The organism is Novosphingobium profundi, assembly GCF_018491765.1.
GTDB classification, from domain to species: Bacteria; Pseudomonadota; Alphaproteobacteria; order Sphingomonadales; family Sphingomonadaceae; genus Novosphingobium; species Novosphingobium profundi.
Genome location: NZ_JABWCU010000008.1, coordinates 220,430 through 245,152, shown reverse-complemented (window position 1 = coordinate 245,152; position 24,723 = coordinate 220,430). Strand labels below are relative to the sequence as shown.

General features: G+C 66.2%; 33 protein-coding genes. 16 read left to right on the top strand and 17 right to left on the bottom strand.

What is annotated here, in order from left to right:
* Positions 1 to 4: 4 nt before the first annotated feature.
* Together thiS and HT136_RS10995 are read right to left on the bottom strand one after the other, a co-directional pair.
* Entirely contained in the window at positions 5 to 235 is a 231-nt protein-coding gene (thiS, locus tag HT136_RS11000; RefSeq protein WP_214199804.1) for a sulfur carrier protein ThiS, read from the bottom strand.
* A 44-nt stretch (positions 236 to 279) separates the two neighbouring features.
* On the bottom strand, positions 280 to 657 hold the full coding sequence (locus HT136_RS10995) for a MerC domain-containing protein (RefSeq protein WP_214199803.1): 378 nt from the start codon (positions 655 to 657) through the stop codon (positions 280 to 282).
* Positions 658 to 789: 132 nt separating this feature from the next.
* Here HT136_RS10995 and HT136_RS10990 point away from each other — a divergent pair, with 132 nt between their 5' ends.
* The 4 genes from HT136_RS10990 to rpsI all read left to right on the top strand — a co-directional run bounded on the left by HT136_RS10990 (position 790) and on the right by rpsI (position 3,381).
* On the top strand, positions 790 to 1,875 hold the full coding sequence (locus tag HT136_RS10990; RefSeq protein ID WP_214199802.1) for a COX15/CtaA family protein: 1,086 nt from the start codon (positions 790 to 792) through the stop codon (positions 1,873 to 1,875).
* A 13-nt stretch (positions 1,876 to 1,888) separates the two neighbouring features.
* A complete protein-coding gene (gene cutA / locus HT136_RS10985; protein WP_214199801.1) occupies positions 1,889 to 2,224 on the top strand; it encodes a divalent-cation tolerance protein CutA in 336 nt (111 codons plus the stop codon).
* 150 nt (positions 2,225 to 2,374) lie between these two features.
* Complete coding sequence (gene rplM / locus HT136_RS10980; protein ID WP_039389852.1) at positions 2,375 to 2,854, top strand: 50S ribosomal protein L13; 480 nt, start codon at positions 2,375 to 2,377, stop codon at positions 2,852 to 2,854.
* Positions 2,854 to 3,381 carry a 30S ribosomal protein S9 gene (rpsI, locus tag HT136_RS10975; protein ID WP_214199800.1) on the top strand — a complete coding sequence of 176 codons (528 nt, stop codon included), beginning with the start codon at positions 2,854 to 2,856 and terminating at the stop codon, positions 3,379 to 3,381. Before rplM ends, rpsI begins: the two co-directional genes overlap by 1 nt.
* 252 nt (positions 3,382 to 3,633) lie before the next feature.
* Here the strand turns inward: rpsI and HT136_RS10970 are convergent, their stop codons facing one another.
* Positions 3,634 to 5,313 (bottom strand): arylsulfatase, encoded by a 1,680-nt coding sequence (locus HT136_RS10970; protein WP_246543596.1) that lies wholly within the window; start codon positions 5,311 to 5,313, stop codon positions 3,634 to 3,636.
* Between the two features lie 313 nt (positions 5,314 to 5,626).
* Between HT136_RS10970 and HT136_RS10965 the strand changes: the two genes are divergently transcribed.
* The 3 genes from HT136_RS10965 to HT136_RS10955 are packed head-to-tail and all read left to right on the top strand — an operon-like array spanning position 5,627 to position 7,377.
* Complete coding sequence (locus HT136_RS10965) at positions 5,627 to 6,022, top strand: PadR family transcriptional regulator (RefSeq protein WP_214199799.1); 396 nt, start codon at positions 5,627 to 5,629, stop codon at positions 6,020 to 6,022.
* Entirely contained in the window at positions 6,009 to 6,575 is a 567-nt protein-coding gene (locus HT136_RS10960; protein ID WP_214199798.1) for a DUF1700 domain-containing protein, read from the top strand. The genes HT136_RS10965 and HT136_RS10960 overlap by 14 nt, the downstream gene beginning before the upstream one ends.
* Before the next feature lie 37 nt (positions 6,576 to 6,612).
* Positions 6,613 to 7,377: a GIN domain-containing protein gene (locus tag HT136_RS10955; RefSeq protein ID WP_214199797.1), complete on the top strand. Its 765-nt coding sequence runs from the start codon at positions 6,613 to 6,615 to the stop codon at positions 7,375 to 7,377.
* A gap of 82 nt (positions 7,378 to 7,459) precedes the next feature.
* On the opposite strand, the gene HT136_RS10950 is transcribed toward HT136_RS10955, so the two are convergent.
* The 3 genes from HT136_RS10950 to HT136_RS10940 form a co-directional block, all read right to left on the bottom strand.
* Entirely contained in the window at positions 7,460 to 8,326 is an 867-nt protein-coding gene (locus HT136_RS10950; protein ID WP_214199796.1) for a metallophosphoesterase family protein, read from the bottom strand.
* A gap of 57 nt (positions 8,327 to 8,383) precedes the next feature.
* Complete coding sequence (locus HT136_RS10945) at positions 8,384 to 9,232, bottom strand: diacylglycerol/lipid kinase family protein (RefSeq protein ID WP_246543592.1); 849 nt, start codon at positions 9,230 to 9,232, stop codon at positions 8,384 to 8,386.
* 88 nt (positions 9,233 to 9,320) lie between these two features.
* Complete coding sequence (locus tag HT136_RS10940; RefSeq protein ID WP_246543590.1) at positions 9,321 to 9,665, bottom strand: hypothetical protein; 345 nt, start codon at positions 9,663 to 9,665, stop codon at positions 9,321 to 9,323.
* 241 nt (positions 9,666 to 9,906) lie between these two features.
* Here HT136_RS10940 and HT136_RS10935 point away from each other — a divergent pair, with 241 nt between their 5' ends.
* A complete protein-coding gene (locus HT136_RS10935; RefSeq protein WP_214199794.1) occupies positions 9,907 to 10,248 on the top strand; it encodes a UrcA family protein in 342 nt (113 codons plus the stop codon).
* 151 nt (positions 10,249 to 10,399) lie between these two features.
* Here the strand turns inward: HT136_RS10935 and HT136_RS10930 are convergent, their stop codons facing one another.
* The 3 genes from HT136_RS10930 to HT136_RS10920 form a co-directional block, all read right to left on the bottom strand.
* Positions 10,400 to 11,164 carry a LytR/AlgR family response regulator transcription factor gene (locus tag HT136_RS10930; RefSeq protein ID WP_246543588.1) on the bottom strand — a complete coding sequence of 255 codons (765 nt, stop codon included), beginning with the start codon at positions 11,162 to 11,164 and terminating at the stop codon, positions 10,400 to 10,402.
* Between the two features lie 14 nt (positions 11,165 to 11,178).
* Positions 11,179 to 12,591 (bottom strand): sensor histidine kinase, encoded by a 1,413-nt coding sequence (locus HT136_RS10925; protein ID WP_214199793.1) that lies wholly within the window; start codon positions 12,589 to 12,591, stop codon positions 11,179 to 11,181.
* 154 nt (positions 12,592 to 12,745) lie between these two features.
* Positions 12,746 to 14,269, bottom strand: a complete 1,524-nt coding sequence (locus tag HT136_RS10920) for a fumarate hydratase (protein ID WP_214199792.1) — start codon at positions 14,267 to 14,269, stop codon at positions 12,746 to 12,748.
* A 243-nt stretch (positions 14,270 to 14,512) separates the two neighbouring features.
* Here HT136_RS10920 and HT136_RS10915 point away from each other — a divergent pair, with 243 nt between their 5' ends.
* The 5 genes from HT136_RS10915 to HT136_RS10895 all read left to right on the top strand — a co-directional run bounded on the left by HT136_RS10915 (position 14,513) and on the right by HT136_RS10895 (position 17,990).
* Entirely contained in the window at positions 14,513 to 15,124 is a 612-nt protein-coding gene (locus HT136_RS10915) for a protein-L-isoaspartate O-methyltransferase family protein (RefSeq protein WP_214199791.1), read from the top strand.
* Positions 15,125 to 15,156: 32 nt separating this feature from the next.
* Positions 15,157 to 16,581 (top strand): TolC family outer membrane protein, encoded by a 1,425-nt coding sequence (locus tag HT136_RS10910; RefSeq protein WP_425516892.1) that lies wholly within the window; start codon positions 15,157 to 15,159, stop codon positions 16,579 to 16,581.
* Positions 16,582 to 16,679: 98 nt separating this feature from the next.
* On the top strand, positions 16,680 to 17,129 hold the full coding sequence (locus tag HT136_RS10905; RefSeq protein WP_214199790.1) for a DUF2497 domain-containing protein: 450 nt from the start codon (positions 16,680 to 16,682) through the stop codon (positions 17,127 to 17,129).
* A 73-nt stretch (positions 17,130 to 17,202) separates the two neighbouring features.
* Positions 17,203 to 17,625 carry an acyl-CoA thioesterase gene (locus HT136_RS10900; RefSeq protein ID WP_214199789.1) on the top strand — a complete coding sequence of 141 codons (423 nt, stop codon included), beginning with the start codon at positions 17,203 to 17,205 and terminating at the stop codon, positions 17,623 to 17,625.
* Positions 17,622 to 17,990, top strand: a complete 369-nt coding sequence (locus tag HT136_RS10895) for a (2Fe-2S) ferredoxin domain-containing protein (protein WP_214199788.1) — start codon at positions 17,622 to 17,624, stop codon at positions 17,988 to 17,990. The genes HT136_RS10900 and HT136_RS10895 overlap by 4 nt, the downstream gene beginning before the upstream one ends.
* A gap of 16 nt (positions 17,991 to 18,006) precedes the next feature.
* On the opposite strand, the gene HT136_RS10890 is transcribed toward HT136_RS10895, so the two are convergent.
* Positions 18,007 to 18,303: a hypothetical protein gene (locus HT136_RS10890; RefSeq protein WP_214199787.1), complete on the bottom strand. Its 297-nt coding sequence runs from the start codon at positions 18,301 to 18,303 to the stop codon at positions 18,007 to 18,009.
* 349 nt (positions 18,304 to 18,652) lie between these two features.
* Here HT136_RS10890 and HT136_RS10885 point away from each other — a divergent pair, with 349 nt between their 5' ends.
* The 3 genes from HT136_RS10885 to xth all read left to right on the top strand — a co-directional run bounded on the left by HT136_RS10885 (position 18,653) and on the right by xth (position 20,403).
* On the top strand, positions 18,653 to 19,078 hold the full coding sequence (locus HT136_RS10885) for a CBS domain-containing protein (protein WP_214199786.1): 426 nt from the start codon (positions 18,653 to 18,655) through the stop codon (positions 19,076 to 19,078).
* Between the two features lie 121 nt (positions 19,079 to 19,199).
* Positions 19,200 to 19,532: a HesB/IscA family protein gene (locus tag HT136_RS10880; protein ID WP_214199785.1), complete on the top strand. Its 333-nt coding sequence runs from the start codon at positions 19,200 to 19,202 to the stop codon at positions 19,530 to 19,532.
* Between the two features lie 97 nt (positions 19,533 to 19,629).
* A complete protein-coding gene (xth, locus tag HT136_RS10875; RefSeq protein WP_214199784.1) occupies positions 19,630 to 20,403 on the top strand; it encodes an exodeoxyribonuclease III in 774 nt (257 codons plus the stop codon).
* A 70-nt stretch (positions 20,404 to 20,473) separates the two neighbouring features.
* Here xth and HT136_RS10870 read toward each other — a convergent pair whose 3' ends face one another.
* The 7 genes from HT136_RS10870 to coaE all read right to left on the bottom strand — a co-directional run bounded on the left by HT136_RS10870 (position 20,474) and on the right by coaE (position 24,693).
* Positions 20,474 to 21,151, bottom strand: a complete 678-nt coding sequence (locus tag HT136_RS10870; RefSeq protein ID WP_214199783.1) for a cell wall hydrolase — start codon at positions 21,149 to 21,151, stop codon at positions 20,474 to 20,476.
* Positions 21,152 to 21,349: 198 nt separating this feature from the next.
* A complete protein-coding gene (locus HT136_RS10865) occupies positions 21,350 to 21,679 on the bottom strand; it encodes a DUF1491 family protein (RefSeq protein WP_214199782.1) in 330 nt (109 codons plus the stop codon).
* Between the two features lie 4 nt (positions 21,680 to 21,683).
* Positions 21,684 to 22,157 (bottom strand): PaaI family thioesterase, encoded by a 474-nt coding sequence (locus tag HT136_RS10860; RefSeq protein ID WP_214199781.1) that lies wholly within the window; start codon positions 22,155 to 22,157, stop codon positions 21,684 to 21,686.
* On the bottom strand, positions 22,147 to 22,608 hold the full coding sequence (locus tag HT136_RS10855; protein ID WP_214199780.1) for a PTS sugar transporter subunit IIA: 462 nt from the start codon (positions 22,606 to 22,608) through the stop codon (positions 22,147 to 22,149). The genes HT136_RS10860 and HT136_RS10855 overlap by 11 nt, the downstream gene beginning before the upstream one ends.
* A 118-nt stretch (positions 22,609 to 22,726) precedes the next feature.
* Entirely contained in the window at positions 22,727 to 23,314 is a 588-nt protein-coding gene (gene hpf, locus HT136_RS10850; protein WP_214199779.1) for a ribosome hibernation-promoting factor, HPF/YfiA family, read from the bottom strand.
* Between the two features lie 27 nt (positions 23,315 to 23,341).
* Complete coding sequence (gene dnaQ, locus HT136_RS10845) at positions 23,342 to 24,025, bottom strand: DNA polymerase III subunit epsilon (RefSeq protein WP_214199778.1); 684 nt, start codon at positions 24,023 to 24,025, stop codon at positions 23,342 to 23,344.
* Positions 24,026 to 24,075: 50 nt separating this feature from the next.
* On the bottom strand, positions 24,076 to 24,693 hold the full coding sequence (gene coaE, locus HT136_RS10840; protein WP_214199777.1) for a dephospho-CoA kinase: 618 nt from the start codon (positions 24,691 to 24,693) through the stop codon (positions 24,076 to 24,078).
* Between the last annotated feature and the right edge of the window lie 30 nt (positions 24,694 to 24,723).

Below are 24,723 nucleotides of genomic sequence, written 5' to 3'. Positions count from 1 at the left end.
ACGCTCAGCCGCCGCCGACGAAGTGGACGATCTCGAGGCTGTCGCCATCGCGCAGCACGATGTCGGCGAGCGTCGAGCGCGGGGCGATCTCGGCATTGTGTTCGACCGCGACCTTGGCGGGATCGAGTCCGATTTTCGCGACAAGGTCGGCAATCGTCGCCCCCGCCTCGATGCGGTGCGGCTCGCCGTTGACGGTCAGCGAAAGAAGCGGGCTGGGCGTGTCGTTCCGGGTCATGTGACCGCAGATAGCGCGCATTGCGCCGAGCGCAAGGCGCAGCTTCAGTGCGCTGCGTGGCCGCGCAGGTTGGTGAGATGTGCAGTGGCGACCAGCACCACTCCGCAGATCGTGAGCAGCGCCTCGTGCAGTCCATGGCCGACGAAGAGCGCCATCGCCATCAGCGCGAGGCCCACGCCGCCCAGCGCCAGCGGGGCGAGACGGCCGTGGCGCAAAACGCCGAAACCGAGCGAAAAGGCGCCGAACAGCACCGCAAGCGCAAGGCCGATCTCGTGGATTGCGGGCGCGAGCAGGAACTGGCCACCCAGACCGAGCACGCCCACGAGCAGGATCCCCGCCACGCAATGCACCGCGCACAATCCGCTCAACAGGATGCCGGCCCGGTCGAGCCGTCCGCGAATCGGGGATGTAGTCCTGCGCATGCCCCGGCCAATATGTAACGTTGTAACATTAATCAAGTGATCTCGGCGCCGGGGGACTCGTTCCGTCGCACGAGGCTACCGCATGGTCCAACCCCTTGCGCAAACCGGCCCGAGGGCTCAGGGAGTGTCCTCATGAAGAATACTGATGGTCGCCCCCTGATCGGAACCTCCGACGATATCGCCGCCATGATCCGCTGGCTGCTTGCCGTCGCCGTGCTCATCGTCCTCATCGTGGCGGTGGGCGGGATCACCCGGCTTACCGAGTCCGGCCTCTCGATCACCCAGTGGAAGCCCGTCACCGGCGTGATCCCGCCACTCGGCGAGGCGCAATGGCAGGCCGAATTCGCCCGCTACCGCCAGATTCCGCAATATCTCGACGTGAACGGCCCGGCGGGCATGACGCTGTCGGACTACAAGTTCATCTACTTCTGGGAATGGGCGCACCGCCTGCTTGCACGGATCATCGGACTGGTCTTCGTGCTGCCCCTGATCTGGTTCTGGATGCGCCGCACGATCCCGCTCGGCTACAAGCCGCGCCTGATCGCGCTGCTCGCGCTCGGCGGCCTGCAGGGCGCGGTGGGCTGGTGGATGGTGTCCTCCGGGCTCTCCCCCGAGGCGCTCGACCGGGTCAGCCACTTCCGCCTCGCCGCGCACCTCCTGACCGCACTGTTCACGCTTGGCGGGCTTGTGTGGACCGCGCTCGACCTCGCGATCCTCCAGCAGGGCAAGGCGCGCGCCTCGCTCAACCGCTTCACCGTCCTCGTCCTCGCCGCACTGGCCTTCCAGCTCTTCCTTGGCGCGCTGGTGGCGGGGCTGCGCGCGGGCTACGTCGCCGGTGCGGGCTGGTTCCACCTCGACGCCTGGCCGCTGATGCAGGGCGCGTTCGTCCCCGCCGGCATCGACCTAGGCGCGAACGGCCTGTTCAGCGATCCCTATCTCGTCCACTTCCTCCACCGCTGGTGGGCCTGGATCGTCGTGGTGCTGCTCATCATGATGGGCCGACGCCTGCGCGCGGTGCGCCAGCGCCCGGCCTCGGTCGCGATCCACATGGCCTTCGGGCTGCAGATCCTGCTCGGCATCTCGACCATCTGGTCCGGAGTGAGCCTGTGGATCGCGGTGGCGCACCAGGTCTGCGCCGCGCTCCTCGTCATGGCCACCGTCTGGGGGGCGCACGCGCTCGGCCGGCGCGACCCGGTCAATCGCCTGAGCGCGGCCTGAGCCCCGGCGTGAGATGACCGCCCCGGACCCACGCGGCGCGCTCGTCTGGAGCCCCTTTCCCGACGAGGCGAGCGCGCTCGAAGCCGCCCGCACGCTCGTGACTGAAAAGCTCGCGCGGTGCGGCAACGTGCTTCCCGGCGTGACCAGCGTGTTCGAATGGCAGGGCGCGATCGACACCGCGCGCGAGGTCGGCCTGCTGCTCAAGACCCGCGCGGACCTCCTCGAAACCGCGGTTTCGCGCCTCTCCCGCCTCCATCCCTACGAAACGCCCGCGGTGCTGGGCTGGATCTGCGAGAACGGCGCCGCGCCCACCCTCGCCTGGCTCGGCGAGCTACCGGAAAACTCCTAGAGGTATCATTTTACCTCTTCGCAAAGCCGCGCTCCGCTTGACTTGGCGGCCCATTTCGACGAATTGGCGCCACTTCCCGCGCACAGCGCAGATTCGCATTCGTGAATCCGGCACTGGGCGCGCGCACGAAACACAAGGGATAGACCAGCCATGAAGGCGCTCACGAAGGTCACCCGGTCGATCAAGCCGGCCGAGGTGGAAAAGAAGTGGCATCTGATCGATGCCGAAGGTCTGGTGGTTGGCCGCCTCGCCGTCATCATCGCCGACCTCCTGCGCGGCAAGCACAAGCCGAGCTTCACCCCGCACGTCGATTGCGGCGACCACGTCGTCGTGATCAACGCCGAGAAGGTCCGCTTCACCGGCAACAAGCTCAAGCAGCAGACCTACTACAAGCACACCGGCTATGCTGGCGGCCTCAAGGAAGTCACCGCGGACAAGGTCCTCGCCGGTCGCTTCCCCGAGCGCGTGCTTGAAAAGGCGGTTGAACGCATGATTCCCCGTGGCCCGCTCGGCCGCGACCAGATGCGCGCCCTGCACGTCTACGCCGGCACCGAGCACCCGCACGGTGGCACCCAGCCCGAAGCACTCGACGTCGCTTCCATGAACCGCAAGAACAAGGTGGGCGCGTAATGTCCGATACCGATACCGTCCAGAGCCTGTCCGACCTCAAGGACCTCGGCGCCGAAGTCGCGACCGAAGAGACCACTGAAGAGCAGGTCTTCACCCCCGTCGTCTCGAACGCCCCCCTGCGCGAGCAGGAGCTCGACGCCCACGGTCGCGCCTACGCCACCGGCCGCCGCAAGGACGCCGTGGCCCGCGTGTGGATCAAGCCCGGCACCGGCAAGATCACCGTCAACGGCCGTGACCAGTCGGTCTACTTCGCCCGTCCGACGCTGCGTCTGGTCATTGCCCAGCCGTTCCAGATCACCGCGCGCGAAGAGCAGTACGACGTGATTGCCACCGTCAAGGGCGGCGGTCTCTCGGGCCAGGCCGGCGCGGTCAAGCACGGCATCTCGCAGGCTCTCTCGAAGTTCGAGCCGACCCTGCGCGCCACGGTCAAGGCCGCCGGCTTCCTCACCCGCGACAGCCGCGTGGTCGAGCGCAAGAAGTACGGCCGCGCCAAGGCCCGTCGTTCGTTCCAGTTCTCGAAGCGCTAAGTTTCAACTGGACCGGATTACCGGTTACGAAAATGGGGCTCGCGGGAAACCGTGGGCCCTTTTTTCGTGCGCCAGGCATACCGCCCATTTTGCTCTTGGGAGCCTCAGGGAACGCCTGGAGCTTGTTTCCAGTCCCACGCCTCCACGGACTTGAAATCGCCTCTTCAGGGCATGGGAAAGCCCCGGAGCGGCACGAAGCCGGTCCGGGGCCCCTGCCCTCCGGGAAAATGAGTCCGCGCAGCGCGTGCGCGCTTACTGCTGCCCCTGCTTCATGAATTCCTCGACCACGTTCGACATGTCGAACGAGGCGCCGCCCTGGACCGGCGGATAGTCGGCCAGCGTCTTGAGATGCCGGTTCATCAGCACCCCCATCGGCTGCATCAGCCAGGACACCTTCTGGAGCAGGTGCCCGTAGGAATCGACCGAATCGTAGCTTTCGAACGGGTCCATGCGAATGTTGAACATGAGCGGCGCGGTGCGCGGCACGAGGTTGTCGTAATAGTTTTCCTTGGTGGAGAAGTGCATCTTCCACGGTCCCATGCGCACCGCCGTGAGCTTGCTCTCGTAGTAGTGGAAGATGTGGTCGCGATTGGAATTTTCCTGCTGACCGGTCCAGTAGGGCAGGTTGTTCACGCCATCGATGTACTGCTTCTTGGCGCTCATCACCTTGCTGTTGACGTCGGGCACCCCGGCGACCGCGGCGAGGCTGGTGAACATGTCCTGGTGCGCCTGGATGCCGTTGAGGATCTGGCCCTGCTGGATCATGCGCGGATAGCGCAGCAGCGAGACCACGCGCACGCCGCCCTCGTAAGTCGTCATCTTCTCGCCCCGGAACGGCGTGGTCGCGCCGTGCGGCCAGGAATCGTGCTCGGGCCCGTTGTCGGTCGAATACCAGATCAGCGTGTCGTCGAGGATCCCTTGCTGGGCCAGCCAGTCGAGCACGGTGCCCACGTCGCGGTCGTGCTGCATCATGCCCGAACCGTGGATGTCGGCCTCGGAGGTGTATTTCTCGGCCGCATAGCGCCATTCCGCATCAAGATGCGTGTAGACGTGCATGCGCGAGGTGTTCATCCAGACGAAGAACGGCGCGTTGGCGCTCTTGGCCTTGCCCATGAATTCGAGCGCGGTGGGGATCATCTCGGCCGAATCGAAATTTTCCATGCGCTTGGCGGTCAGTGGCCCGGTGTCCTGGATCGTCTGCTTGCCGACCTTGCCGAAGCGCGGGTCGCTGGTGGCATCGTCCCGGTCGGTCGCGAAGGAATGGATCACCCCGCGCGTGCCGAACTGCGACTCGTACTTTTCCAGGTCGCCCGAGAATTGCTTCCCGAAGGCCTGGTAATCGCGCTGCTCGGCCTCTTCCTGCGTGTTGAGGTGATAGAGATTGCCGAAGAACTCGTCGAAACCGTGCGCGGTGGGCAAGTGCTCGTTGCGGTCACCCAGATGGTTCTTGCCGAAATGGCCGGTGCGGTAGCCCGCCGCCTTCATCACTTCGGCAAGGCAGGGCGAGGCCGCCTGCAGCCCCAGCGCGGCGCCCGGTTGCCCCACCGTCGTCATGCCTGAACGGATCGGGTACTGGCCGGTGATGAAGGCCGCGCGGCCCGCCGTGCACGAAGGCTGCGCATAGTGATCGGTGAACTTGATGCCCTCGCGCCCGATCCGATCGATATTGGGCGTGTGGTAGCCCATCGTACCCAGGCCATAGGCGGAAACGTTCTGCCAGCCGATGTCGTCGCCCCAGATCACCAGGATGTTGGGCTTGCGCCCCGAGGCCGCCTGCGCCAGCGCCTTGGAGGTGCCCACCAGAGTGCCGAGCGCGGGCAGCGCGGCGGCCATTCCCGTCGCCGAGAGCATCTTGCGGCGCGAGAGGCCGTCCGGCTTGGAAGCGGCCGTTTCAACATTGTCGATGTCGGGGGTCGGCGTATCGTCGTGCATCACGCGGTCTCCTGTTGGACGTGAGGGGGCCGGAACGCCCCGCAATGACGAGTCGCGCGTGAAGCCCACCATCCCTCTCGGACCCGATTGTTCCGCGAGGACAGGGGTCTGCGATATAGGGGTCTACCCCGAGTTCGCTGCGGGTCTCGACCCGAGGCCCCGTCAATTCTGCGCGCCATTTCCGGCAATTACCCCAAGCAAGGTACCTTGCACTGGATGCGTATGGTTCATTGCAATGTATCAATCTTTCCAAGGTACCTTGCATCATACACTAGCTTGCATTACACAGTCTCCATCGACAGGAGATGATTCGATGTCCGAAATCGAAGTGCAGCTGAAGAAAGGGGTGCTCGGCCTGTGCGTGCTGGCCCTCCTTTCGCGCCGCAACAGCTACGCCTATGAGATCGCCAGCCGCATGGCTGACGCGGTCGACATGGGCGAAGGCACGATCTACCCGCTCATGCGCCGCATGCAGAAGGATGGCCTGGTCTCGACCTACCTCGAGGAATCGCCCTCCGGCCCGCCGCGCAAGTATTACGCCATCACGCCCGCGGGCCGCGACAGCCTTGCCGCCCAGATCGCCGAATGGCGTGGCTTCACCAAGGCTGTCGACCAGTTGATCGACGGCGAGGGCTTCGGCGCCCAACCCACCCAGACCACCGCGACAGCGACCGAGCAGGAAGGGGAATCCCGCCATGACGCGTCTTGAATTCATCCGCCGCCTCGAAATGGGCCTGAAGGGCCTTCCCGCCGACGACGTCGACGACATCCTTGCCGACTACGCCGAGCATTTCGACGCCGGCATGGCCGAGGGCCGCAGCGAGGCGGACATCGCCGCCGCGCTTGGCGATCCGGCACGCATCGCCCGCGAACTGCGCTTCGAGGCCGGCTCGCGCAACTGGAAGAGCGCGCGCTCGCCCTCCTCCGCCTTTGCCGCGATCGTCGCCTTCGTCGGCCTCGCCTCGCTCGACATCCTGATCCTGCTGCCGATCGTGCTGGCCGTGCTCGGCACGCTGCTCGCGCTTTTCGTGGCCGCTCTGGCAGTTTTCATCGCCGGCGGCTTCGTGCTTGTCGCAGGGCCCTTCAGCGGGTTCCCGGGCGGCTGGGCGGTCGCGCTGCTGGCGGGGCTCGGCACCATGGCCGGGGCAATCGCCGCCGGCGCGGTGCTGACGCTGCTCTCGATCTGGATCATCAACGCCATCATCTGGTTCGGCCGCCTGCACTTCCGCGTGCTCGAGCCCGCCATCCACACCGAAGCCTGACCCCAAGGGCGAACAACGCGAATTAGGAGATACCAAGATGTTCAGGAAACTGCTCATTGTCTTCGCCAGCGCCGCGATCCTCTCGATCGTCGCCTTCGGTGGGGCCTGGATCGTCGGCGGCAAGGACTTGCGCCAGGAATTCACCCAGAACGGGGGATGGAGCTGGGACTTCGACGAGGACGAAGGTGAACTCGGCCCCACCACCACGCGCGCCTTCGCCCTCGCCTCGGGTGCGCAGATCGCGATGGAAATTCCCGTCGAGCTCAGCTTCACCCGCGGCGACACGCCCGGAATGACGGTCCGGGGCCCGGCCAAGGTGCTCGACCGTCTGGTCTGGAAGGACGGCCGCCTCTCGGTCGACGGCAAGCTCGCCAGCCACCGGAGCCTCAAAGTCCAGATCACCGCGCCCGAGATCGACAGCCTCGATCTCGACGCGCCCGGCGACGTCACGCTGGTCGGCCTCGACCAGGAGCGCTTCTCGCTGAGCGCGAACGGAGCCATCGATCTCGAGGCCCGCGGCAAGGTGCGCACGATCTTCGTCACCGCGCACGGCGCGGGCGACATCGACCTCGGCAAGGTCGAGGGTGACGACGCCACCGTGCGCGTCGATGGTGCAGGCGACGTCACACTGGCCCCCCGCCGCCTCGCCGACATCAAGATCAACGGCGTGGGCAACGTCACCTTGAAGCGCAAGCCGCAGATCCTGCGCAGCGAGATCAACGGCATCGGCTCGGTCGACCACGATTACACCGACGACAAGGCCGAACCCGCCCCGCAGGCCCCCGCCAGCAACGTCATGTAATTCCGACCCCATACCCACGAAAAAAGCCGCGAGGCCCCGACGGGCTTCGCGGCTTTTTTCATGTCCGAAGCAAAATGGGGTATCAGTTTACCGGGGGATCGACCGGGGGGACGTGGCCGACCGGCGCCACCGGTTCGCCCGGCTCGCGCGGGGGCAAGGCGTTCTCGGGCACGTCGCAAATCATCATGTCGCGGCTCGCCACGTCCGCGAGGTTGCGCGCGGTGACGCGGATTTCTTCGCCCTCGATCACGATTTCGTTGAAGCTGGGCGGTGTCGAGCGGATGCGCTTGGACAAGGTGCCCGCCCCAATCATGCGCAAGGGCCCCGCGGGGGTCTGCGCCACGAGATCGAAGGGATCGTGGATGTGCCCGGTCAGGATCGCGGCCACCTTGCGGCCGGCCAGCGCTTCCATCGCCTTGTTGCCGTTAATGGTGAGCAGCTTGTTGTCGCGCTCGCGCCTCTCGGTGAGCGGGTGGTGGGCGGCAACGAGCACGCGCGTACCCGCCGGCTGCGCGTCGATCGCGGCGAGAGTCTCGGCGAGCGCGCGCCTGGTCACCCAGCCGTTCGACCAGGGAAAACGCTGCCACTGCGCGCGGGTGGTGGTCTTGAGCGGAATCACCGCGAGGCGCGGCAAGTCGAGCTCGACCTCGAGCAGGTCCTCGATCGCGTTGAAGCGGCGATAGGGGTCGAAGAAGCGCTGGTAGAGATTGGTGTAGGGAATGTCGTGGTTGCCCACTTCGACCGTCACCGGCACGTCGAGCTGGCGGATCCAGCGGCAGGCTGCGTCGAATTCGCGGGTTCGCGCGCGCATCGTCAGGTCGCCGGTGATCGCCACCGCGTCGGGCTTCTCGCGCGCGATGCAGCGCTCGACCCAGGCCAGCGCGCTGCGATCCTCGAGCCCGAAATGAATATCGCTCAGATGGAAAAGCTTGAGCGAACGATCCTGCATCAAAAAATCACCTGCCTCGTGTTTGGGGTGTCGTCCCCCGGCAGCCCTGCCAGCGAACTATGTCTCCAGCGTGGCAATAAGATCGACCTCGCAGCGTGCAAGCTCGAATATCTCCTCGGCCTTGCCGTCGAAAGGCTCGCCGTCGATGAGCAGGCCCATCGGCTCGCCCGCCGAACAGACCAGCCGCACCGTTTGGTGCACGCCCAGTTCGTCGTGGGGGCCATCGCGGAAATTGCGGTTGAGCAGCGCGATGCCCTGCCCCGCGTAGTCGGCCAGCGATTCGGCGTAGTAGCCACGCACCAGCAGACCTTCCTCGCGCGGGTTGATGGTGATCGCTGCATAGCCTTCCTCGCGGCCGCAGTCGCTCTGCGCGCAGACGACCTTGGGGCCATTGGCCGACCAGCTGATCGCCTGCCGGGTCGTCGCCACCATCTCCACGATGTTGGCCGCGCGCATCGCCTCGCGCACCTCGTTCCATACGGTGCCCGGCCCGGCGAGAACGCCGGTGAGTCCGAAACCGTGCGGCGATCCGATCACCGAGGGGCGTTCGCGCCGCCCCTGCCCGCCGGCGAGCCGGGACGCAATCGTGGATGGATCCACGTCGCCGTGCAGCGCCTTGGCAAGCAGGTTCATCGTGCCGCCGGGCAGCACCAGGACCGCGCCGCTCCAGCCGAACAATCCGGTGACCACCGCGTGCGTCGTGCCGTCACCGCCGAAGGTCACGACGAGGTCGATCCCCTGCGCGTCGAGATCGGCCGCCTCGGGAGCGGGTTCGTCGGGAAAGCGGATGGTCCGCGCAATCGTGAAGCCGGCCTCCTCGAGTGCGGAGCAGACGTCGCGCTGCGACTGCTCGTCATTGCTGCCGCTCGCCGCGTTGCACACCAGCCAGACCTGCCGAGAGGTCAAGCCCGGCGCAGCTTCTCCATCCGATTGCCCAATGCCCGATTGCTGTTCCATGCAGCCAAGAACCGTGCGAAGGCGCGGCGGTTCCCGTCTAGAAGCGCTCGGTGACGATCATCCAGGCCGCCACCGCGTTGGCCAGCGAGTAACCGAGATAGAGCAGCGCCCAGCCTTGTGAGCCCGCGGCCACCATCAGCATCGTGCCGAGCAGCATCACGAATTCAACGACCAGGCTGATCGGCCCGCCCAGCGGCTTGAACAGCCAGGGCACTTGCGCGAGCATGCGATGGCCGCTTTCGAGCACGGCCTTGTGAGCGGCGAAATTCCCCACTCCCAGAACGAAGACGACGATCAGCGCTAAGGTCACGAAGCGCAGACTAACGCCAGCAGCCGGCGCGCGCCACCCCCGCCTGGAGACCGGCACTAGGCGGCGGCCCATACCTTCGTCCGGCAAACTTAGCGATTCGTCGAAGCGAGCCGGGAACCCGCGCATTTGCGCGCTTCGGCGCGTACGACGTTCGTCGACTACAAATGTCGTTTGTCGCCATGCGCCGCCCTTGGTCGAGCTTGGACGACCCACCATAGAAGCTGGCGTGAAGCGCGTCGCAATCGGGGGCAAACCAGACTCATCGAGCCGGCCGAGACACATCGCGGACCTGCTCACCGAAGGAGGAAACCCGATGTTCAAGAAGACCGCATTTTTCGCCGCCGCCCTTGTCGGACCTGCCGCTCTCGCCGGCCTTGCCGCCACTTCGAGCCCGGCCGCCGCCCAAGAGGCGATCCCCACCGCCACCGTCTACTACACCGATCTCGACCTGAGCTCGCCCGACGACCAGAAGATCCTCGAACGCCGCCTCGTCAAGGCCGCGCGCAAGATCTGCAAGATGGACCAGCCCGCCGTCGGCTCGAACCTGCCGAGCGCCTCGTCGCTTGCGTGCTACCACCAGGCCACCGACAAGTTCGACGGCCAGATCGCCGCCGCAACCCGCGACCAGAACACGTCGATCCGCCTCGGGGGCTGATGCCCCCGCCCACGAGGTCCCATAAGAAGAAACGACCCGGAAAAACTGCGGCGGGGGCCCTTGCGGGTGCTCCGCCCTTTTCCGTGCCGCGCGGATGCCCTGGCCCGCAGCGCGCCCCGCTGCCTTTCGCCCGAGGTCGCGGGCCCGCCTTTCAGCGGCCGGCCATCTTCTTGACCTCGGGCAGGTAGGTGCGCCCGATGCGCAAGGTCTCGCCGTCGGACGTCTCCACCGACCACACGCCCAGCCCTTCGTGCCTGAGGCCGCTGACGTGGTCGCGACGCAGGATGTGGCTGCGGTGGATGCGGATGAAGCGGTCGGGGTCGAGCCGCTCCTGCAGACTGGTGATGGTCTGGAGCAGGAGGTAGCTCTGCTCGCCCACGTGGAGGCGCACATAGTCGCGCTCGGCGTCGATCTGGCGCACGTCCTCGGCGGGCACGCGCACCAGTTCGGAGCGGTGCGGCACCCAGAATTCCTCGAGCCAGTCGCTGCGTGGCTGCTTGCGCTCGCCGCGCCGCGCGATCACGCGCGCGATCGCCCGTTCGAGGCGCTCGGGGCTCACGGGCTTGAGCACGTAGTCTACCGCGTCGAGATCGAAGGCCTCGACCGCGAATTCGTCGTGCGCGGTGACGAAGATCACCGCCGGCGCATCGGCGCGGCTCGAAAGCCGGCGCGCCACCGTCAGCCCGTCGGTCTCGGGCATCGTCAGGTCGAGCAGCAACAAGTCGGGGGACAGCGCCTCACTGAGGCGCAGCGCGGCCTCGCCGTCGCTGGCGGTGCCGACCACCGAAACCGATCCGATCCTCGCGCAGATCACCTGCATGCGCTCGACCGCGAGCGGCTCGTCGTCGACGATCAGCGCGCGCAAGGGCGCGACGCCGGGGGTATCCATAGGGGAATTGCGCTCTGTATTCTGCATTGCCTGGGCGTCCGTCACATCCGATCTCCAGCGGCACGCGTATCGAGGATCGCATGGCAATCCTCGATCTCGAGCGGCAGGTCGAGCACGGTCGCGAAACCGCCTTCGTCCTGCGCCCCGAAGGACAGGCTGGCCCCCTCGCCGTAGCGGGCGCGCAACCGGTCCCGGACATTGGCAAGGCCGATGCCGCACCCTTCGGCCTTGCTGAGCGCCGCGCCCGGACCATCATCGCCAACAGTCAGGACCAGTCGCTGCCGCCCCTCGCGCCGCGCGGTGATGGCGATCGTCACCGGCCGCTGCGTCGCCGCGACCGCGTACTTCACCGAATTCTCCACCAGCGGCTGAAGGATCAGCCCGGGCACCTTCGCATGTGCAACGTCCTCGTCAATCGCGAACTTCGTCTGCAAACGATTAGGGAAGCGCACCGCCTCGATCGCGAGATAGAGCTTCTGCATCTCGATCTCGTCGGTGAGGCGCAAGTCGCCGGTCGGATCGCCGTTGAGAGTGCGGCGATAGAAAGTCGAGAGCGTCTGGATCATCGTCTCGGCATCGTCCTGCCGCCCGGTCATGACCAGCGCCGACAGCGAATTGAGCGTGTTGAACAGGAAGTGCGGATTGACCTGGTAGCGCAACGAGCGCAGCTCGGCCGCCTCGGCGGCGCGGCGATACTCGCCTTCGCGCCGCTCGGCCGCGCGCGCTTCCTCGGCCTTGGCGAGCGCGAAATAGAGCGCGGCCCAGGCGAGCACGAGGAAATAGCGGCCGAACGTGGTGTCGGCGAGCCCCGCCCACTGCCCGAACAGGTTGCCCGCCTTGTGCCCGCTGGCGCGGATGGTGATGCCCGAATCGCGCGGTGAGGCCAGGATGCCCTCCCCCGCGCCGCCCTCGACCAGCGGGCCCGGATCGTCGAGAGCACCTTGCGCCTCTGCGTGTTCGTCGCTGGCTAGCGGGGCCGGCGTTGGTGCCGCAGGCGCAGCCGGTGGTCGCGGGGCCTGCGTGGCCTTGGCCGCATCGGGAAGGTCGACCAGGATGTTGCCGGCCTCGTCCTGCATGATCCGCACGCGACCCGGATCGATCCGGGTCAGCCCCTGCTTCTCGGCGGTCTTCATTGCCAGCGTGATGTCGGCGAAGACCATCGTGTTGATGAGACTGAGCGCCATCGCCAGCGGCAGCGCCCCCACCAGCACGACCAGCAGCCGCATCGCGTTGGACTTGCGGTCGAGCATCTGCAGCAGCGGCCAGACCGAAGCCATGACCATCATCGAGAGCAGGCAGATCGTCAGCCGGCGCGAGACGATCGGCCAGGCCAGCTCATAGCCCATGAAGGCGCCCCGCAGCGTGGCGACGAAGAAATAGCAGGCCCACAACGCGGCGAGCGAAAGCAGCACCATGCGGGCAGGAACACGCGGATTTTCAGATACTATGGCCATGTCCTCCCCGCCTTAGCGCCGGTGGACACGATCAGGCCAGTTCGCCGGTCGGAGCGCAACGGCTTTTTGTCGAGCCGCCCTCCTCCCGGTCACGAAAACGGGCGGGTCGGCCCACGCCGCCCGCCCGTCTTCATCTTCGCGAGGAGATCCCGGCTCAGTCGGCCAGGAGGTGTTCCTTGGCGATCTTGTCCTTCCACACCAGCGGCGCGAGCTGGTGGACGTTCTTGCCCTCGGAATCGACCGCGACGGTCACCGGCATGTCCTCGACGGTGAACTCGTAGATCGCTTCCATGCCCAGGTCCTCGAAGCCGACGACCTTGGCTTCCTTGATCGCACGGCTGACGAGATAGGCGGCGCCGCCCACGGCCATCAGATACGAGGATTCGTGCTTGGCGATGGACTGTGTCGCCGCCGGGCCGCGCTCGGCCTTGCCGACGCAGGCGAGCAGGCCCTGTTCGAGCATCATGTCCATGAACTTGTCCATGCGCGTGGCCGTGGTGGGCCCGGCCGGGCCGACGATCTCGTCGCGCACCGGATCGACGGGCCCCACGTAGTAGATCACGCGGCCCTTGAAATCGACGGGCAGCTCCTCGCCCTTCTCGAGCATGTCCTGGATGCGCTTGTGCGCGGCGTCGCGCCCGGTCAGCATCTTGCCGTTGAGAAGCAGGCGATCGCCCTGCTTCCAGCTCTTCACGTCCTCGGCCGTAAGCGTGTCGAGATCGACCCGGATGGCTTCCTTGCTCGGCTTCCACTCCACGTCGGGCCACTCGGCGAGGTTCGGCTTTTCCAGGTACTTGGGCCCCGAACCGTCGAGCGTGAAGTGTGCGTGACGGGTGGCCGCGCAGTTGGGGATCATCGCGATGGGCTTGTTCGCCGCGTGGCAGGGCCAATCGAGGATCTTGACGTCGAGGATGGTGGCAAGACCGCCCAGCCCCTGCGCGCCAATGCCCATCGCGTTGACCTTGTCGAAGATCTCGATGCGCAGCGCCTCGATATCGTTCTGGGGGCCGCGTGCCTTGAGCTGGCCCATGTCGATCGGCTCCATCAGGCTCTGCTTGGCCAGCTTGACGCAATGCTCGGCGGTGCCGCCGATGCCAATGCCCAGCATGCCCGGCGGGCACCAGCCCGCGCCCATCTGGGGCAGCATTTCCAGCACCCAGTCGACGATGTTGTCGCTGGGGTTCATCATCTTGAACTTCGACTTGGCTTCCGAGCCGCCGCCCTTGGCCGCAACGTCGACCGAGACCTTCGAGCCCGGGACCATCGTCACCGAGAGCACCGAAGGCGTGTTGTCCTTGGTGTTGCGGCGGGTGAAGGCGGGGTCGGCCAGCACCGAAGCGCGCAGCTTGTTCTCCTTGTTGCCGTAGGCGCGGCGCACGCCCTCATCGACCACTTCCTGCAAGCTGCGGTCACTCTCGAGGCGGCAGTTCTGGCCCCACTCGATGAACACGTTGACGATGCCGGTGTCCTGGCAGATCGGGCGGTGACCTTCAGCGCACATGCGCGAATTGGTGAGAATCTGCGCGATCGCGTCCTTCGCGGCGGGGCCCTGCTCGGCCTCGTAGGCCTCGCCCAGCGCGCGGATATAGTCCATCGGATGGTAATAGCTGATGTACTGGAGAGCGTCGGCGACACTTTCGATGAGGTCGTCTTCGCGGATAGTCACCATTTCGGCCATGGGATCAAACGCTCCTGTTGCACGGTCCCGGATCGGGACCTCTTGTCATTTTGGAAGTTCCCATAGGCGCGAGACCCCCCATCGTCAAAGCGTCAAGAGTGATCGACCAGTGCCGTTCAAAGCACTTGGCCTATAAGGCACGTTGGCCTAGAAGCGCCTTCTGGAATTGCCGACTTATCCGCGCGACCTGCCGCCTGCGACCACCAGGCCCCATAGCCGCGCTTGCTTGAGGGAATGCACGAGATGACCCTGACCGAGGACCGGTCCGCCCCCGTAACCGAAACGGGCACCAACGAAGCCCGCCGCGCCATGGTCTCGAGCCAGCTGCGCACCAGCGGCATCAACGAACCCTGGGTGCTCACCGCGATGGCCAGCGTCGCGCGCGAGGATTTCGTGCCCGCCGACTGGAAGGCCGCCGCCTATATCGACCGCGCCGTGCCGCTGGGCGAGGGCCGCTTCCTGGCCGCCCCGCTGTTCTACGGTGCCGCGCTGACCGAGGCCGACCCCACCCAGGCCAAAAAGATCCTGCTCGTCGGCGATGCGAACGGCTACTTCGCTGCGCTGCTGCGCACGCTCGTCGCCCAGTTCGACACGATCACCCCGGCCGAAGCGCTCGTCGCCGGCCCCGGCGGCTATGACCTCGTGATCGTCGATGGCGCGGCCGAGGAACTGCCCGAAGCGCTCGTGGCCCGTCTCGAGGACGGCGGCCGCGTGGTGACCGGCGAAATCCTGCGCGGCGTCTCGCGCCTCGCGGTCGGCTGCAAGACCGCGGGCACGCTCGCGCTGCTGCCGGTCTCGGAAATGGGCATCCCCGCCGTCGGCGAATTCGCCGCCCCCAAGCGCTGGACCTTCTGATCGTGTCCCGGCTCGCGCGGCGCGCCGGGATGATGACAGGTGCGACACTGGTCTGCCTCGCCGGAGTGCTTCCGGCGCGGGCCGAGACCTTGCGCGATGCTCTCGTCCAGGCCTACCTGACCAACCCCACGCTGGAAGCCGCCCGCGCCAACCAGCGCGGCGTCGACGAGGGCGTCCCGATCGCCCGCGCCGCCGGTCTGCCGAGCGCGAGCGCGGACGCCACCTACACCGAATACCTCCAGACCAGCCGGACCTCGTTCACGGCGCCCAAGCGCCTGTTCAACGCCGGCGCGGACCTGGGCGTGCCGATCTATTCGGGCGGCGCGGTGAAGAACCAGATCAAGGCCGCGAAGATCCGCGTCGAGGCCGGCCAGGCCGACTTGCGCGGCACCGAGAGCTCGCTCTTCGCCAACGTCGTTGCCGCCTACATGGACGTGATCCGCGCCGAGGCGCTGGTCGGGCTCAACGCCAAGAACGTCGCGGTGCTCGAGACCAACCTCCAGGCCACCAACGACCGTTTCGAGATCGGCGACGTGACCCGCACCGACGTGGCGCAGTCGGAATCGCGCCTCGCGGTCGCGCGATCGAGCGCACGCACCGCACAGGCCGATCTCGCCTCCTCGCGCGAAACCTACATCCGCCTCGTCGGCAAGCCGCCCGAGAGCCTGGCCCCACCGCCGCCGCTGCCGGGCCTGCCCGACAGCCCCGAGGACGCGGTCACCATCGCGCTCGACAACAACCCCGACCTCATCGCCGCGCACCAGCGCAGCCTCGCCGCCGACAAGGACATCGACGTGGCGGGGGCCGGGCGCCTGCCGCGTGTCAGCCTCTTCGCCAGCGGCAGCTACAGCAACTACCTGAACACGCTGGGCGGGGCGAGCTCCGCGCTCTACCCGCAGACCGACCGCACCGCACAGGCCGGCGCGCAAGTTTCGATCCCGATCTTCCAGGGCGGACTGCCCGCGGCCCAGCGGCGCCAGGCCCAGGCCCAGGCCTCGGCCGCGCTCGAACAGGAAATCGCCACCGAGCGCGACGTCATCGCCCAGGTCCGCGCGGCCTATACCGCCTGGAAGGCCTCGCTCGACGTGATCGCCTCCTCGCAAGTCGCGGTCGATGCGGGCGAACTCAGCCTCGAAGGCGTGCGCGCCGAGAATTCGGTCGGCAACCGCACGATCCTCGACATCCTAAACGCCGAGCAGGAATACCTGAACGCCCAGACCGACCTCGTGACTGCACGGCGCAACGCCTATGTCGCCGGCTTCACGCTGCTCGCCGCGATGGGCCGCGCCGAGGCGCGCGACCTCAATCTCGAGGGCGGGCTGCTCTACGACCCGCAAGTCAATTACGAACGGGTGCGCGGCAAGATCTCGGACTGGGGTAACGATCCCGCGCCCGTGGCACGCGCGACACGCACCGTTGACACGCCAGTGCAGGACGGGAACATTCCGTCGAATTAACTTTGACGAAGCGCGATTCGCCCACCATGAAGCGGCTTCGTACGGTATGGTGCCACCCTTCGCCGGGAAAGCGCCGCAATTCAGGGGGTCTTTAGGTCATGCGCCAGAACGGTGAACCGTCGGTCGAGGAGATTCTCCAGTCGATCAAGAAGGTCATCTCGCGCGACATGGCGGGCCTGCGCGGCCAGTCGGTGCCCACCGGCATGGCGGCGGAAACCGCGAGCAACCGCTACGAGGAATCGGTGCTCGAACTTGACGAGGCCGAGGCGCTCGACGCCGGTTACCCCGAAACCCCGTCCCCGGAAGCCGAATCGCTGCTCCAGCCCCAGGCGCGCAAATCGATGCAGGATTCGCTCGCCGCGCTCGCGATGCTGTCCGAGCCGGGCTCCAAGCCCAAGATCGTGCGCTCGGGCGAGACCTCGCTCGAAGACATGGTGCGCGAACTGCTGCGCCCCGCGCTCGCCGAATGGCTCGACCGCAACCTGCCGCCGATGGTCGAACGCCTCGTCGCCGACGAGATCGCCCGCATCGTCGGCAAGAAGGGCTGAAACAGGGTTCACCCGCCCGGCAGCGCAAGACAGGCACTGGATCGCGGCCGTGCGCCGTCCTAGATGTCGTTCCATGGCAAAACCCGATCCCCGGCTGCTCGACGCCGCCCGCTACCCCTTCCATTGCGAGATCGCCCCGCGCTTCGCCGATCTCGATCTCAACCACCACGTCAACAACGTCGCGATCGCGGCCTATGTCGAGGACGCCCGTGTGCGCTTCTACCGCGCCTCGGGCCTGCGCGCGCAGTTCGCGGGGCTGAGCACGATGGTGGTCAGCCTCAACATCGAATACTTGCGCGAAACCGACTATCCCGCGCCCGTCAGCGTCTACTGCGCGCTCGAACGCCTGGGCACCACCAGCATGACCATGGTGCACGTCCTGACGCAGGACGGCGCAGCCGTCGCCTTCTCGCGCTGCGTGACGGTGGCGGTGAACGGGGAGGGCAAGACGGTACCGCTTCCCGAGGGCCTCGACGACTGGATGCTGCGCCCGTGAGCGTCGATCCGGACGAACTGCACACGGCGCGCAAGGCGCTTGGCAAGACGGGTGGAGAGGCGATCACGCGCCACATCTTCCTGTGCGCCGAGCCGCAAAAGGCCAAGTGTTGCTCGCCCGAGAAGGGCCAGGCCGCCTGGAAGTATCTCAAGAAGCGGTTGAAGCAGCTCGGGCTCGACGGGCAGGGCGGGGTGGCCCGCACCAAGGCGGATTGCCTGCGCATCTGCGCGGCGGGGCCCGTCGCCGTGGTCTGGCCCGATGGGGTCTGGTACCACTCTTGCACCGAAGACGTGCTCGAGGCGATCATCCAGCAGCACCTGATCGGCGGCGAGCCGGTCGAAGCCTACCGCCTCCATCCGGAATGAACGACGCCTGAGGCTTTCAGGGTCGGTCGCGCTCATCCTCGAGCGGATCGGCGACGGCCTCGTCATGGCCAGTCCCGCTCGACAGGAACGCAAGACCCATCAGCGCCGAGGCAAGCAGCATCGTAAAGCCCACGCCCAGCGCCGAGGCGATGTAGAAATGGATCGAGACCGCCCCGTTCGAACGGTAGAGCAGCACGATCGCGGCCACCACCAGCCCCACCGTCACCAGCATCATCCAGCGCATGATGCGCAAGTAGCGCGCCCAGGCGTGGGCGGCCTTCTCGGGATCGTCGAGGGGGGAGGGGCGTGCCATGACTCTCCCTCTGCGCCTTTGCGGGGACGGCGGCAAGAGGGGGCGGGTTCCAAGAGGCTCAAGGGAGGATTTCGAGGGGCAGGGCCCCGCGAGCTCCCACGACCGTCCCGGGCAGTCGGGTCCGGACGCCTCGCGCACGGTGCCGGGCTCGACGGTATACGGGGTCAAGGGGTGGTAAACCCCTTGAAACTCGCATGCTTTGTGATGTCCCGAGACCAGAAGATAACCAGGTCCTGAACCCCACCCCCTGTAACTGTGCGCAAGTGGCAGACGGGAAGAGCCTGTGATACGCTGTGCCTCGCCGGTCCAACGAGTCCGGCACAGCGCTCTAGCAGAGGGAGAGCCATGGATGACGATTGAAAGGATAATCGAGGGTCACCACGACATTGTAACCTGCCCCGCCTCGGCCAGCGTGCGCGAGGCCGCGAGCCTGCTCGCCGACCGCCGCATCGGCGCGCTTCCGGTCATGGACGGCGAGACGATCGCGGGCATCTTCTCCGAACGCGACGTCCTCTATCGCCTGCGCGAATTCGGCGCCGCAGTGCTCGACATGCCCGTGCGCGAGGTCATGACGACGCCCCCGGTCACGGTCGAGCCCGAGACCTCCGCGATGACCGCGCTGGCGATGATGACCAAGCGCCGCATTCGCCACCTGCCGGTGGTCCGGGGCGGACGGATGATCGGATTCGTCTCGATCGGCGACATCGTCAAGTACCGCATCGACAAGGTCGAGGGCGAAGCCGCGGCGATGCGCGACTACATCCAGATGGCCTGACCTCGGGAAACAGCAGGGCAGGGGCCATCGGCAGGGCCCCGACACGCGCGCTCACGTCCAGCACGAGGCACGTGAGCGCGTCGAACTTGTCGATGGGCCCGTACGGGCCTACATTGGCGCCATGGAACAGCCCGCAATCACTCTGAGCCCCTCTGCCGCCGCCCGTGTCGCCACGATCGCGCAGAAACAGGGCAAGCCCGCGATCCTGCGGCTTTCGGTCGAAGGCGGCGGCTGTTCGGGCTTCCAGTACAAGTTCGGCCTCGCGGAGGCGCCCGAGGCGGACGACTGCGTGGCCGAGACTGACGGGGTCCGCCTCGTCGTCGACACCGTGAGCCTCGATCTCGTGACCGGCTGCGTGGTCGACTACGTGGAATCGCTTGGCGGCGCCGCGTTCCGGGTCGAGAATCCGATGGCGGCCGCGGGATGCGGCTGCGGATCCAGCTTCAGCATCTGATTCCGGCACGGGCGCGCGGGGACAACCGCGCCCGACCCGCCGGAAACATCCGCGAAGGCCTTGACGCGGCCCCTCGGCCTTGTCGAGAAGGCGAACCATGAAAATCGCCAGCTTCAACATCAACGGCGTCAAGGCACGCCTGCCCCGCCTGCTCGAATGGCTCGCGGAAACGCGCCCGGCCGTCGCCTGCCTGCAGGAAATCAAGTCGCAGGACGAGGGCTTCCCGATCGCCGAGTTCGAGAAGCTGGGCTACAAGGGCCTGTGGCACGGCCAGAAGAGCTTCAACGGCGTCGCCATCCTCGCCGACGGGGAAATGCCCGTCGAAGTCCAGCGGGGCCTCGCTGGCGAGCCCGAGGACGATCACGCGCGCTATCTCGAGGTCGACGTCTTCGGCGTGCGCGTTGCGGGCATCTACCTTCCCAACGGCAATCCGGTGCCCGGCCCCAAGTTCGACTACAAGCTGCGCTGGATGGAACGGCTACGCGCGCGCATGGCCCAGATTCGCGCCGAGGAAGTGCCGGCAATCGTCACCGGCGACTTCAACGTCATCCCGCATGACCGCGACATCTGGTCGCCCGCCGCGATGGCGAGCGACGCCCTGATGCAGCCGGAATCGCGCGACGCCTATTTCCGCCTGCTCGGCGATGGCTGGACCGACGCGATCGCGACACACAACCCGCAAGGCGGCGTGTGGACCTATTGGGATTACCAGGCCGGCGCCTGGCCGCGCGACCACGGCTTTCGCATCGATCACGCGCTGCTCTCGCCCGAACTCGCCGACCGGCTCATCGCCTGCGGCGTGGACAAGGCCCACAGGGGCCGTGAGAAGGCCAGCGACCATGCACCCGTCTGGGTCGAATTGCGCGCCTGACACGGCACTGGAAGGCAAAAAAAGGGCAGCGTAGGCCAACCGCCTGCGCTGCCCGTTCTACAAAGGGCTATCAGCGATAGAAAACGTGGTTGTCGACGCGGGCCAGCCGATTGCGGCTCCAGCGCGGCGACACGCGCGCCGAATGGAAGAACAGCGCGCCCTTGGCGGGATTGGTCCAGCTGTCGGCCACCGCAATGCTGGCAACCGCAACGGCACGCTTCCACGCCGCCGACTTCTGCGGAATGTGCGGCAGGCGCCCACGGCGCACGAACGAGAACTGCGAGGGCTGCAGCACGACGCCGCAGTAGCTGTCGGGGAAACGGCCCGAATCGCTGCGGTTGACGACCACGCGGCCGACCGCAAGCTGGCCTTCGAGCGATTCCCCGCGCGCCTCGAAATAGATCGCGCCGGCAAGACAGCGCATGTCGCGGCTGAGCTGCTCGGGCATGTCCTGCATGGCGACAAGCTGCGCGAGCGAGGTCGCGGTGTCCTCGACCGGCTCTTCCGGAAGGGCCTGAACCACGGGACGCGCAACGAAGGTCACATCGTCCTTGGCATCATCGCCGACGGCGGAAGCGGTCGCGGAGGGGGCAGGGGCCTCGAGGACCGGCTGCGCGGGTTCCTGCATGATGGCCGGTATCGGAAGATAATCCGACGCGGCGGCACCCGAACCCTGGGTGCTCAATACGGCAGTAACAACAGATGCGGCCAGCGCCAGTGCGCTCGCCCATTCAAGCTTCGTACCCATCAACACAAGGTCAAATGCGGTGAACCGGTCCGACACAGGCTGGAACGAAATGGCTCTGAGAGCCGTTTCCTATTCGTTCGAGCCTGCCGACGATCCCCCGTCTGCGTGCTAGCCTGGTGTGCCGAAATGCCACCGTGGCCGCTTTCGCGTCTGCGACGGGCCGTTTAGCTTGCAAGGCTTGCAAGTCAAGGCCGAAAACTAACCGTTAACGATGAACCGCTCGGAATCGGAGACGTCCAGTTCTACGATCCACAAATCGGGGTCCTGCGCGCCGCGCCGGTCCAGAAATTCGGAAAATTCCCAAGGTTTTTCAGGATCTTGAGCTTTGGAAAGCGTCCAGGACCGAGTTCCGTCGAGCTGCGGCATGCGTTCATAAGCTCTTGAATCACGGCCTTTTTCAACCAGCACGAGCATGAGCGTACCGGCGTCGCGCTCGCCCTTGCTCAGCACCATCCCGAAGCCGCCTTCGGCTTCGACGCGGCGCAACAGGCCGCTCACTTCGAGATGTGCGGGAAGGCGGGCGTCCACCGGCTCAGCGCTTCGTGGCCGCGCCGTAACCGGCCAGGCTCGAGAGAGCGATGCGCGAGCGCATGAAGGTGCCGCTGCCCCGGCCGACCTCATCGCCGGCCTCGTCGATCAGGCGCGATTCCGCAACGAAGACCCGCCGCCGCCCGCTCACCCAGGTCCCCTCGGCGACAAGGCGCCCGCCGGTGATCGGCTTGGTCAGGTGCAGGTTGAACGAAGTCGTCAGCAGGAAGCGATCGGTCACCAAGGTGTTGGCCGCGTAGAAGGCTGCATCGTCGAGCATCTTGAAATAGATCGTGCCGTGCGCGGCGCCAGCCGCATGGAACACCGCCGGGGTGACGTCGAAATGAATGCGCGCACGCCCTTCACCCAGGATCTCGAGCGAGGATTCGAAGGTCTGGTTGATCGCAGCCGAGGCGTAGAGGCTTTCCAGCGCGCGCCAGTGCAGGTTTGCGCCGGTCGGGCCCGCTTCAGGCAGCATCGCGCTCGATGACATTGCTGAGCAGCGCGTAGAGCGCCTCGGGGCCGGGCGCGTCCATCAGCGCATCGTGCATGCGCTCGTTGCGCATCATGCGCGAGATCGCGGCCAGCGCATGAAGGTGCGTGGCGCCCGCGCCGTAAGGCGAGAGCAGGCCGAACACGAGGTCAACCGGCAAACCGTCGGCGGACTGGAACTCGACCGGGGTATTCAGCCGCACGACCGCGGCGACCGGGCGCTTCAACCCTTCGATCCGCGCATGCGGAATGGCGACGCGGCGCCCGAAACCGGTGCTGCCAAGCTGTTCGCGTTCAAGGATGCTGGCAAGGACAATCTCGCGATCAAGGCCATAGACCTGCGCGAACACGCCCGCGATATGCTTGAAGATGGCGTCCTTGCCGTCAACGTCGATGGCGGTGACAGCGGCCGGCAACAGGGTGAAGAGACTGGTCATTGCGGCGTGTAGTGAGGTCGGATGACCATTCTTCCATCTAATCTGTGCACGACCAGCCCCCGAAAACTCGGGGGCTGACCATTTCCCATTGCGAGAAATGCGGGATTGCGCAAGCCCGTCAGGCCGGTTCAACCCACCCGATCGAACCGTCGCCGCGGCGGTAGACCATATTATGGCGCCCGGTGCCAGCATTTTTGAAGAAGAGCGCGGTAGTGTTGCGCAAGTCGAGCATCATGACCGCGTCCGAAACGGTGGCCTCGGGAATGTCGACACGTGTCTCGGCAATCACCACGGGTGCATCGGTCTCGATGTCTTCTTCATGTTCAAGCGAAATCTCTTCGAAGATTGTGTAGGCCGCTTCTTCCATCACCGTGCCGTCGGCCATGGCGAGGGCGTGCGCGGCCTGCTCGCTGCGATCCTTGAGGCGGCGCTTGTAGCGACGCAGCTGCTTGTCGATCTTCTCCGCAGCCTGGTCGAGAGAGACGTGCGCGTCCTGCGCGAGGCCGGTGCCCTTGAGTACGAGGTTCTGCATGGCGTGCATCACGATGTCGCAGCGGAAAGCTCCGGCCGGCGCTCGGCCGAATGTCACCTGAGACGATATAGCCCGGTTGAAGTACTTTTCAGTGATCGCCGTCAGCCGTTCGTTGGCGTGGATCTGCAGGGCCTCGCCGGTTTCGACTTGATGACCGGAGACACGGATATCCATGGGCGAATACTCCTCTTGCTATTGTTATCAGGCACCCCAGAGCGGGGTATCGACCGTTGCCAGGAACGCGGCGTGCGCCGCGAGCTCGGCTTGGGTAGCCGCGTGGGGACGCGGCTGTCGAAAAGGCCGGTCCTTTCGGACGAGGACCTTGGTTTCCGACACGATTTCAGTTGTTTCAGCGACCAGTTCGAGGCCGATCTGACGACCGCCACGCAGTTCGACGTAGACCTGCGCCAACAATTCGGCGTCTAGCAAGGCGCCGTGCTTGGTACGATGACTTCGATCAATTCCATAGCGCGAGCAAAGCGCGTCCAGCGACAGCTTCGAGCCCGGATGGCGTGCCTTGGCGAGCGCCACGGTGTCGACCATGCGCTCGCGGCTGACCTCGGGCAGGCCCACCAGCGCGAGTTCGGCGTTGATGAAGTTGAAGTCGAAGCTGGCGTTGTGCGCCACCATCGGGCTGTCCTCGATGAAGGCGAGGAACTCCTGCGCACAGGCACCGAAAAGCGGTTTGTCGGCCAGGAAGGCGTCGGACAGTCCATGGACCGCCTCGGCTTCGGCGGGCATCGACCGTTCGGGGTTGAAGTAGGCGTGGTAGGTGCGCCCCGTTTCCACCCGGTTGACCATCTCGACGCATCCGATTTCAACCATGCGGTCCCCGTTCTTGGGGTCGAATCCGGTCGTTTCGGTATCGAAGATAATCTCTCGCATCTTATCTCATATCTGCCTGACGTGGCCCGTGTGCAAGGGCCGGACGCCGATTATTCTGCACGGCCCAACTTCGTCACGAGCGCGCAAACCTGCGCGCGCGTCGCCTCCAGGCTGGTTCCCGTATCGATCACGAAATCGGCCCTTTCCCTCTTCTTAGAGTCGGGCACCTGAAGTGCCAGAATCCTCTCGAATTTTTCCGCGCTCATACCCTCACGCGCAAGCACGCGTTCGCGCTGGACCGCAGGCGGCGCGGAGACCACCGCAACGCCATCGAGCTCCCGGTATCCGCCCTTTTCGTAAAGCAGCGGTATATCGAGAATAAGGAGAGGATGCGCGGCCTCGGCCCGCAGGAACGCCGCGCGGCGATTCGCGACCACGGGATGGACGATGGCCTCGAGCCGCGCGAGCGCATGCGGGTCCCCGAACACGGCTGCGCCCAAAGCCCCCCGGTCGACACCGGCGGGACCGGTCGTGCCGGGAAAGGCGGCCTCGATCGCAGCGAGCAGTTCACCACCGGGCCCCTGCAGGCGATGGACTTCGGCGTCCGCATCGAACACCGGCACGCCCAGTTCGCGAAACATGCCCGCAACGGTCGACTTGCCCATGCCGATCGATCCGGTGAGGCCAAGAACGAAAGGACCGGATTTTCCAGACGCGGCTTTCGTCATCCTTTCAACTCTCCCGATTGTCCCGCACGC

Bases quoted from the DNA above. Each gene is read 5' to 3' on its own strand.
- thiS (WP_214199804.1), bottom strand. From the start codon at position 235: ATGACCCGGAACGACACGCCCAGCCCGCTTCTTTCGCTGACCGTCAAC.
- HT136_RS10995 (WP_214199803.1), bottom strand. From the start codon at position 657: ATGCGCAGGACTACATCCCCGATTCGCGGACGGCTCGACCGGGCCGGC.
- HT136_RS10990 (WP_214199802.1), top strand. From the start codon at position 790: ATGAAGAATACTGATGGTCGCCCCCTGATCGGAACCTCCGACGATATC.
- cutA (WP_214199801.1), top strand. From the start codon at position 1,889: ATGACCGCCCCGGACCCACGCGGCGCGCTCGTCTGGAGCCCCTTTCCC.
- rplM (WP_039389852.1), top strand. From the start codon at position 2,375: ATGAAGGCGCTCACGAAGGTCACCCGGTCGATCAAGCCGGCCGAGGTG.
- rpsI (WP_214199800.1), top strand. From the start codon at position 2,854: ATGTCCGATACCGATACCGTCCAGAGCCTGTCCGACCTCAAGGACCTC.
- HT136_RS10970 (WP_246543596.1), bottom strand. From the start codon at position 5,313: ATGCACGACGATACGCCGACCCCCGACATCGACAATGTTGAAACGGCC.
- HT136_RS10965 (WP_214199799.1), top strand. From the start codon at position 5,627: ATGTCCGAAATCGAAGTGCAGCTGAAGAAAGGGGTGCTCGGCCTGTGC.
- HT136_RS10960 (WP_214199798.1), top strand. From the start codon at position 6,009: ATGACGCGTCTTGAATTCATCCGCCGCCTCGAAATGGGCCTGAAGGGC.
- HT136_RS10955 (WP_214199797.1), top strand. From the start codon at position 6,613: ATGTTCAGGAAACTGCTCATTGTCTTCGCCAGCGCCGCGATCCTCTCG.
- HT136_RS10950 (WP_214199796.1), bottom strand. From the start codon at position 8,326: ATGCAGGATCGTTCGCTCAAGCTTTTCCATCTGAGCGATATTCATTTC.
- HT136_RS10940 (WP_246543590.1), bottom strand. From the start codon at position 9,665: ATGGGCCGCCGCCTAGTGCCGGTCTCCAGGCGGGGGTGGCGCGCGCCG.
- HT136_RS10935 (WP_214199794.1), top strand. From the start codon at position 9,907: ATGTTCAAGAAGACCGCATTTTTCGCCGCCGCCCTTGTCGGACCTGCC.
- HT136_RS10930 (WP_246543588.1), bottom strand. From the start codon at position 11,164: ATGCAGAATACAGAGCGCAATTCCCCTATGGATACCCCCGGCGTCGCG.
- HT136_RS10925 (WP_214199793.1), bottom strand. From the start codon at position 12,591: ATGGCCATAGTATCTGAAAATCCGCGTGTTCCTGCCCGCATGGTGCTG.
- HT136_RS10920 (WP_214199792.1), bottom strand. From the start codon at position 14,269: ATGGCCGAAATGGTGACTATCCGCGAAGACGACCTCATCGAAAGTGTC.
- HT136_RS10915 (WP_214199791.1), top strand. From the start codon at position 14,513: ATGACCCTGACCGAGGACCGGTCCGCCCCCGTAACCGAAACGGGCACC.
- HT136_RS10910 (WP_425516892.1), top strand. From the start codon at position 15,157: ATGACAGGTGCGACACTGGTCTGCCTCGCCGGAGTGCTTCCGGCGCGG.
- HT136_RS10905 (WP_214199790.1), top strand. From the start codon at position 16,680: ATGCGCCAGAACGGTGAACCGTCGGTCGAGGAGATTCTCCAGTCGATC.
- HT136_RS10900 (WP_214199789.1), top strand. From the start codon at position 17,203: ATGGCAAAACCCGATCCCCGGCTGCTCGACGCCGCCCGCTACCCCTTC.
- HT136_RS10890 (WP_214199787.1), bottom strand. From the start codon at position 18,303: ATGGCACGCCCCTCCCCCCTCGACGATCCCGAGAAGGCCGCCCACGCC.
- HT136_RS10885 (WP_214199786.1), top strand. From the start codon at position 18,653: ATGACGATTGAAAGGATAATCGAGGGTCACCACGACATTGTAACCTGC.
- HT136_RS10880 (WP_214199785.1), top strand. From the start codon at position 19,200: ATGGAACAGCCCGCAATCACTCTGAGCCCCTCTGCCGCCGCCCGTGTC.
- xth (WP_214199784.1), top strand. From the start codon at position 19,630: ATGAAAATCGCCAGCTTCAACATCAACGGCGTCAAGGCACGCCTGCCC.
- HT136_RS10870 (WP_214199783.1), bottom strand. From the start codon at position 21,151: ATGGGTACGAAGCTTGAATGGGCGAGCGCACTGGCGCTGGCCGCATCT.
- HT136_RS10860 (WP_214199781.1), bottom strand. From the start codon at position 22,157: ATGCTGCCTGAAGCGGGCCCGACCGGCGCAAACCTGCACTGGCGCGCG.
- HT136_RS10855 (WP_214199780.1), bottom strand. From the start codon at position 22,608: ATGACCAGTCTCTTCACCCTGTTGCCGGCCGCTGTCACCGCCATCGAC.
- hpf (WP_214199779.1), bottom strand. From the start codon at position 23,314: ATGGATATCCGTGTCTCCGGTCATCAAGTCGAAACCGGCGAGGCCCTG.
- dnaQ (WP_214199778.1), bottom strand. From the start codon at position 24,025: ATGCGAGAGATTATCTTCGATACCGAAACGACCGGATTCGACCCCAAG.
- coaE (WP_214199777.1), bottom strand. From the start codon at position 24,693: ATGACGAAAGCCGCGTCTGGAAAATCCGGTCCTTTCGTTCTTGGCCTC.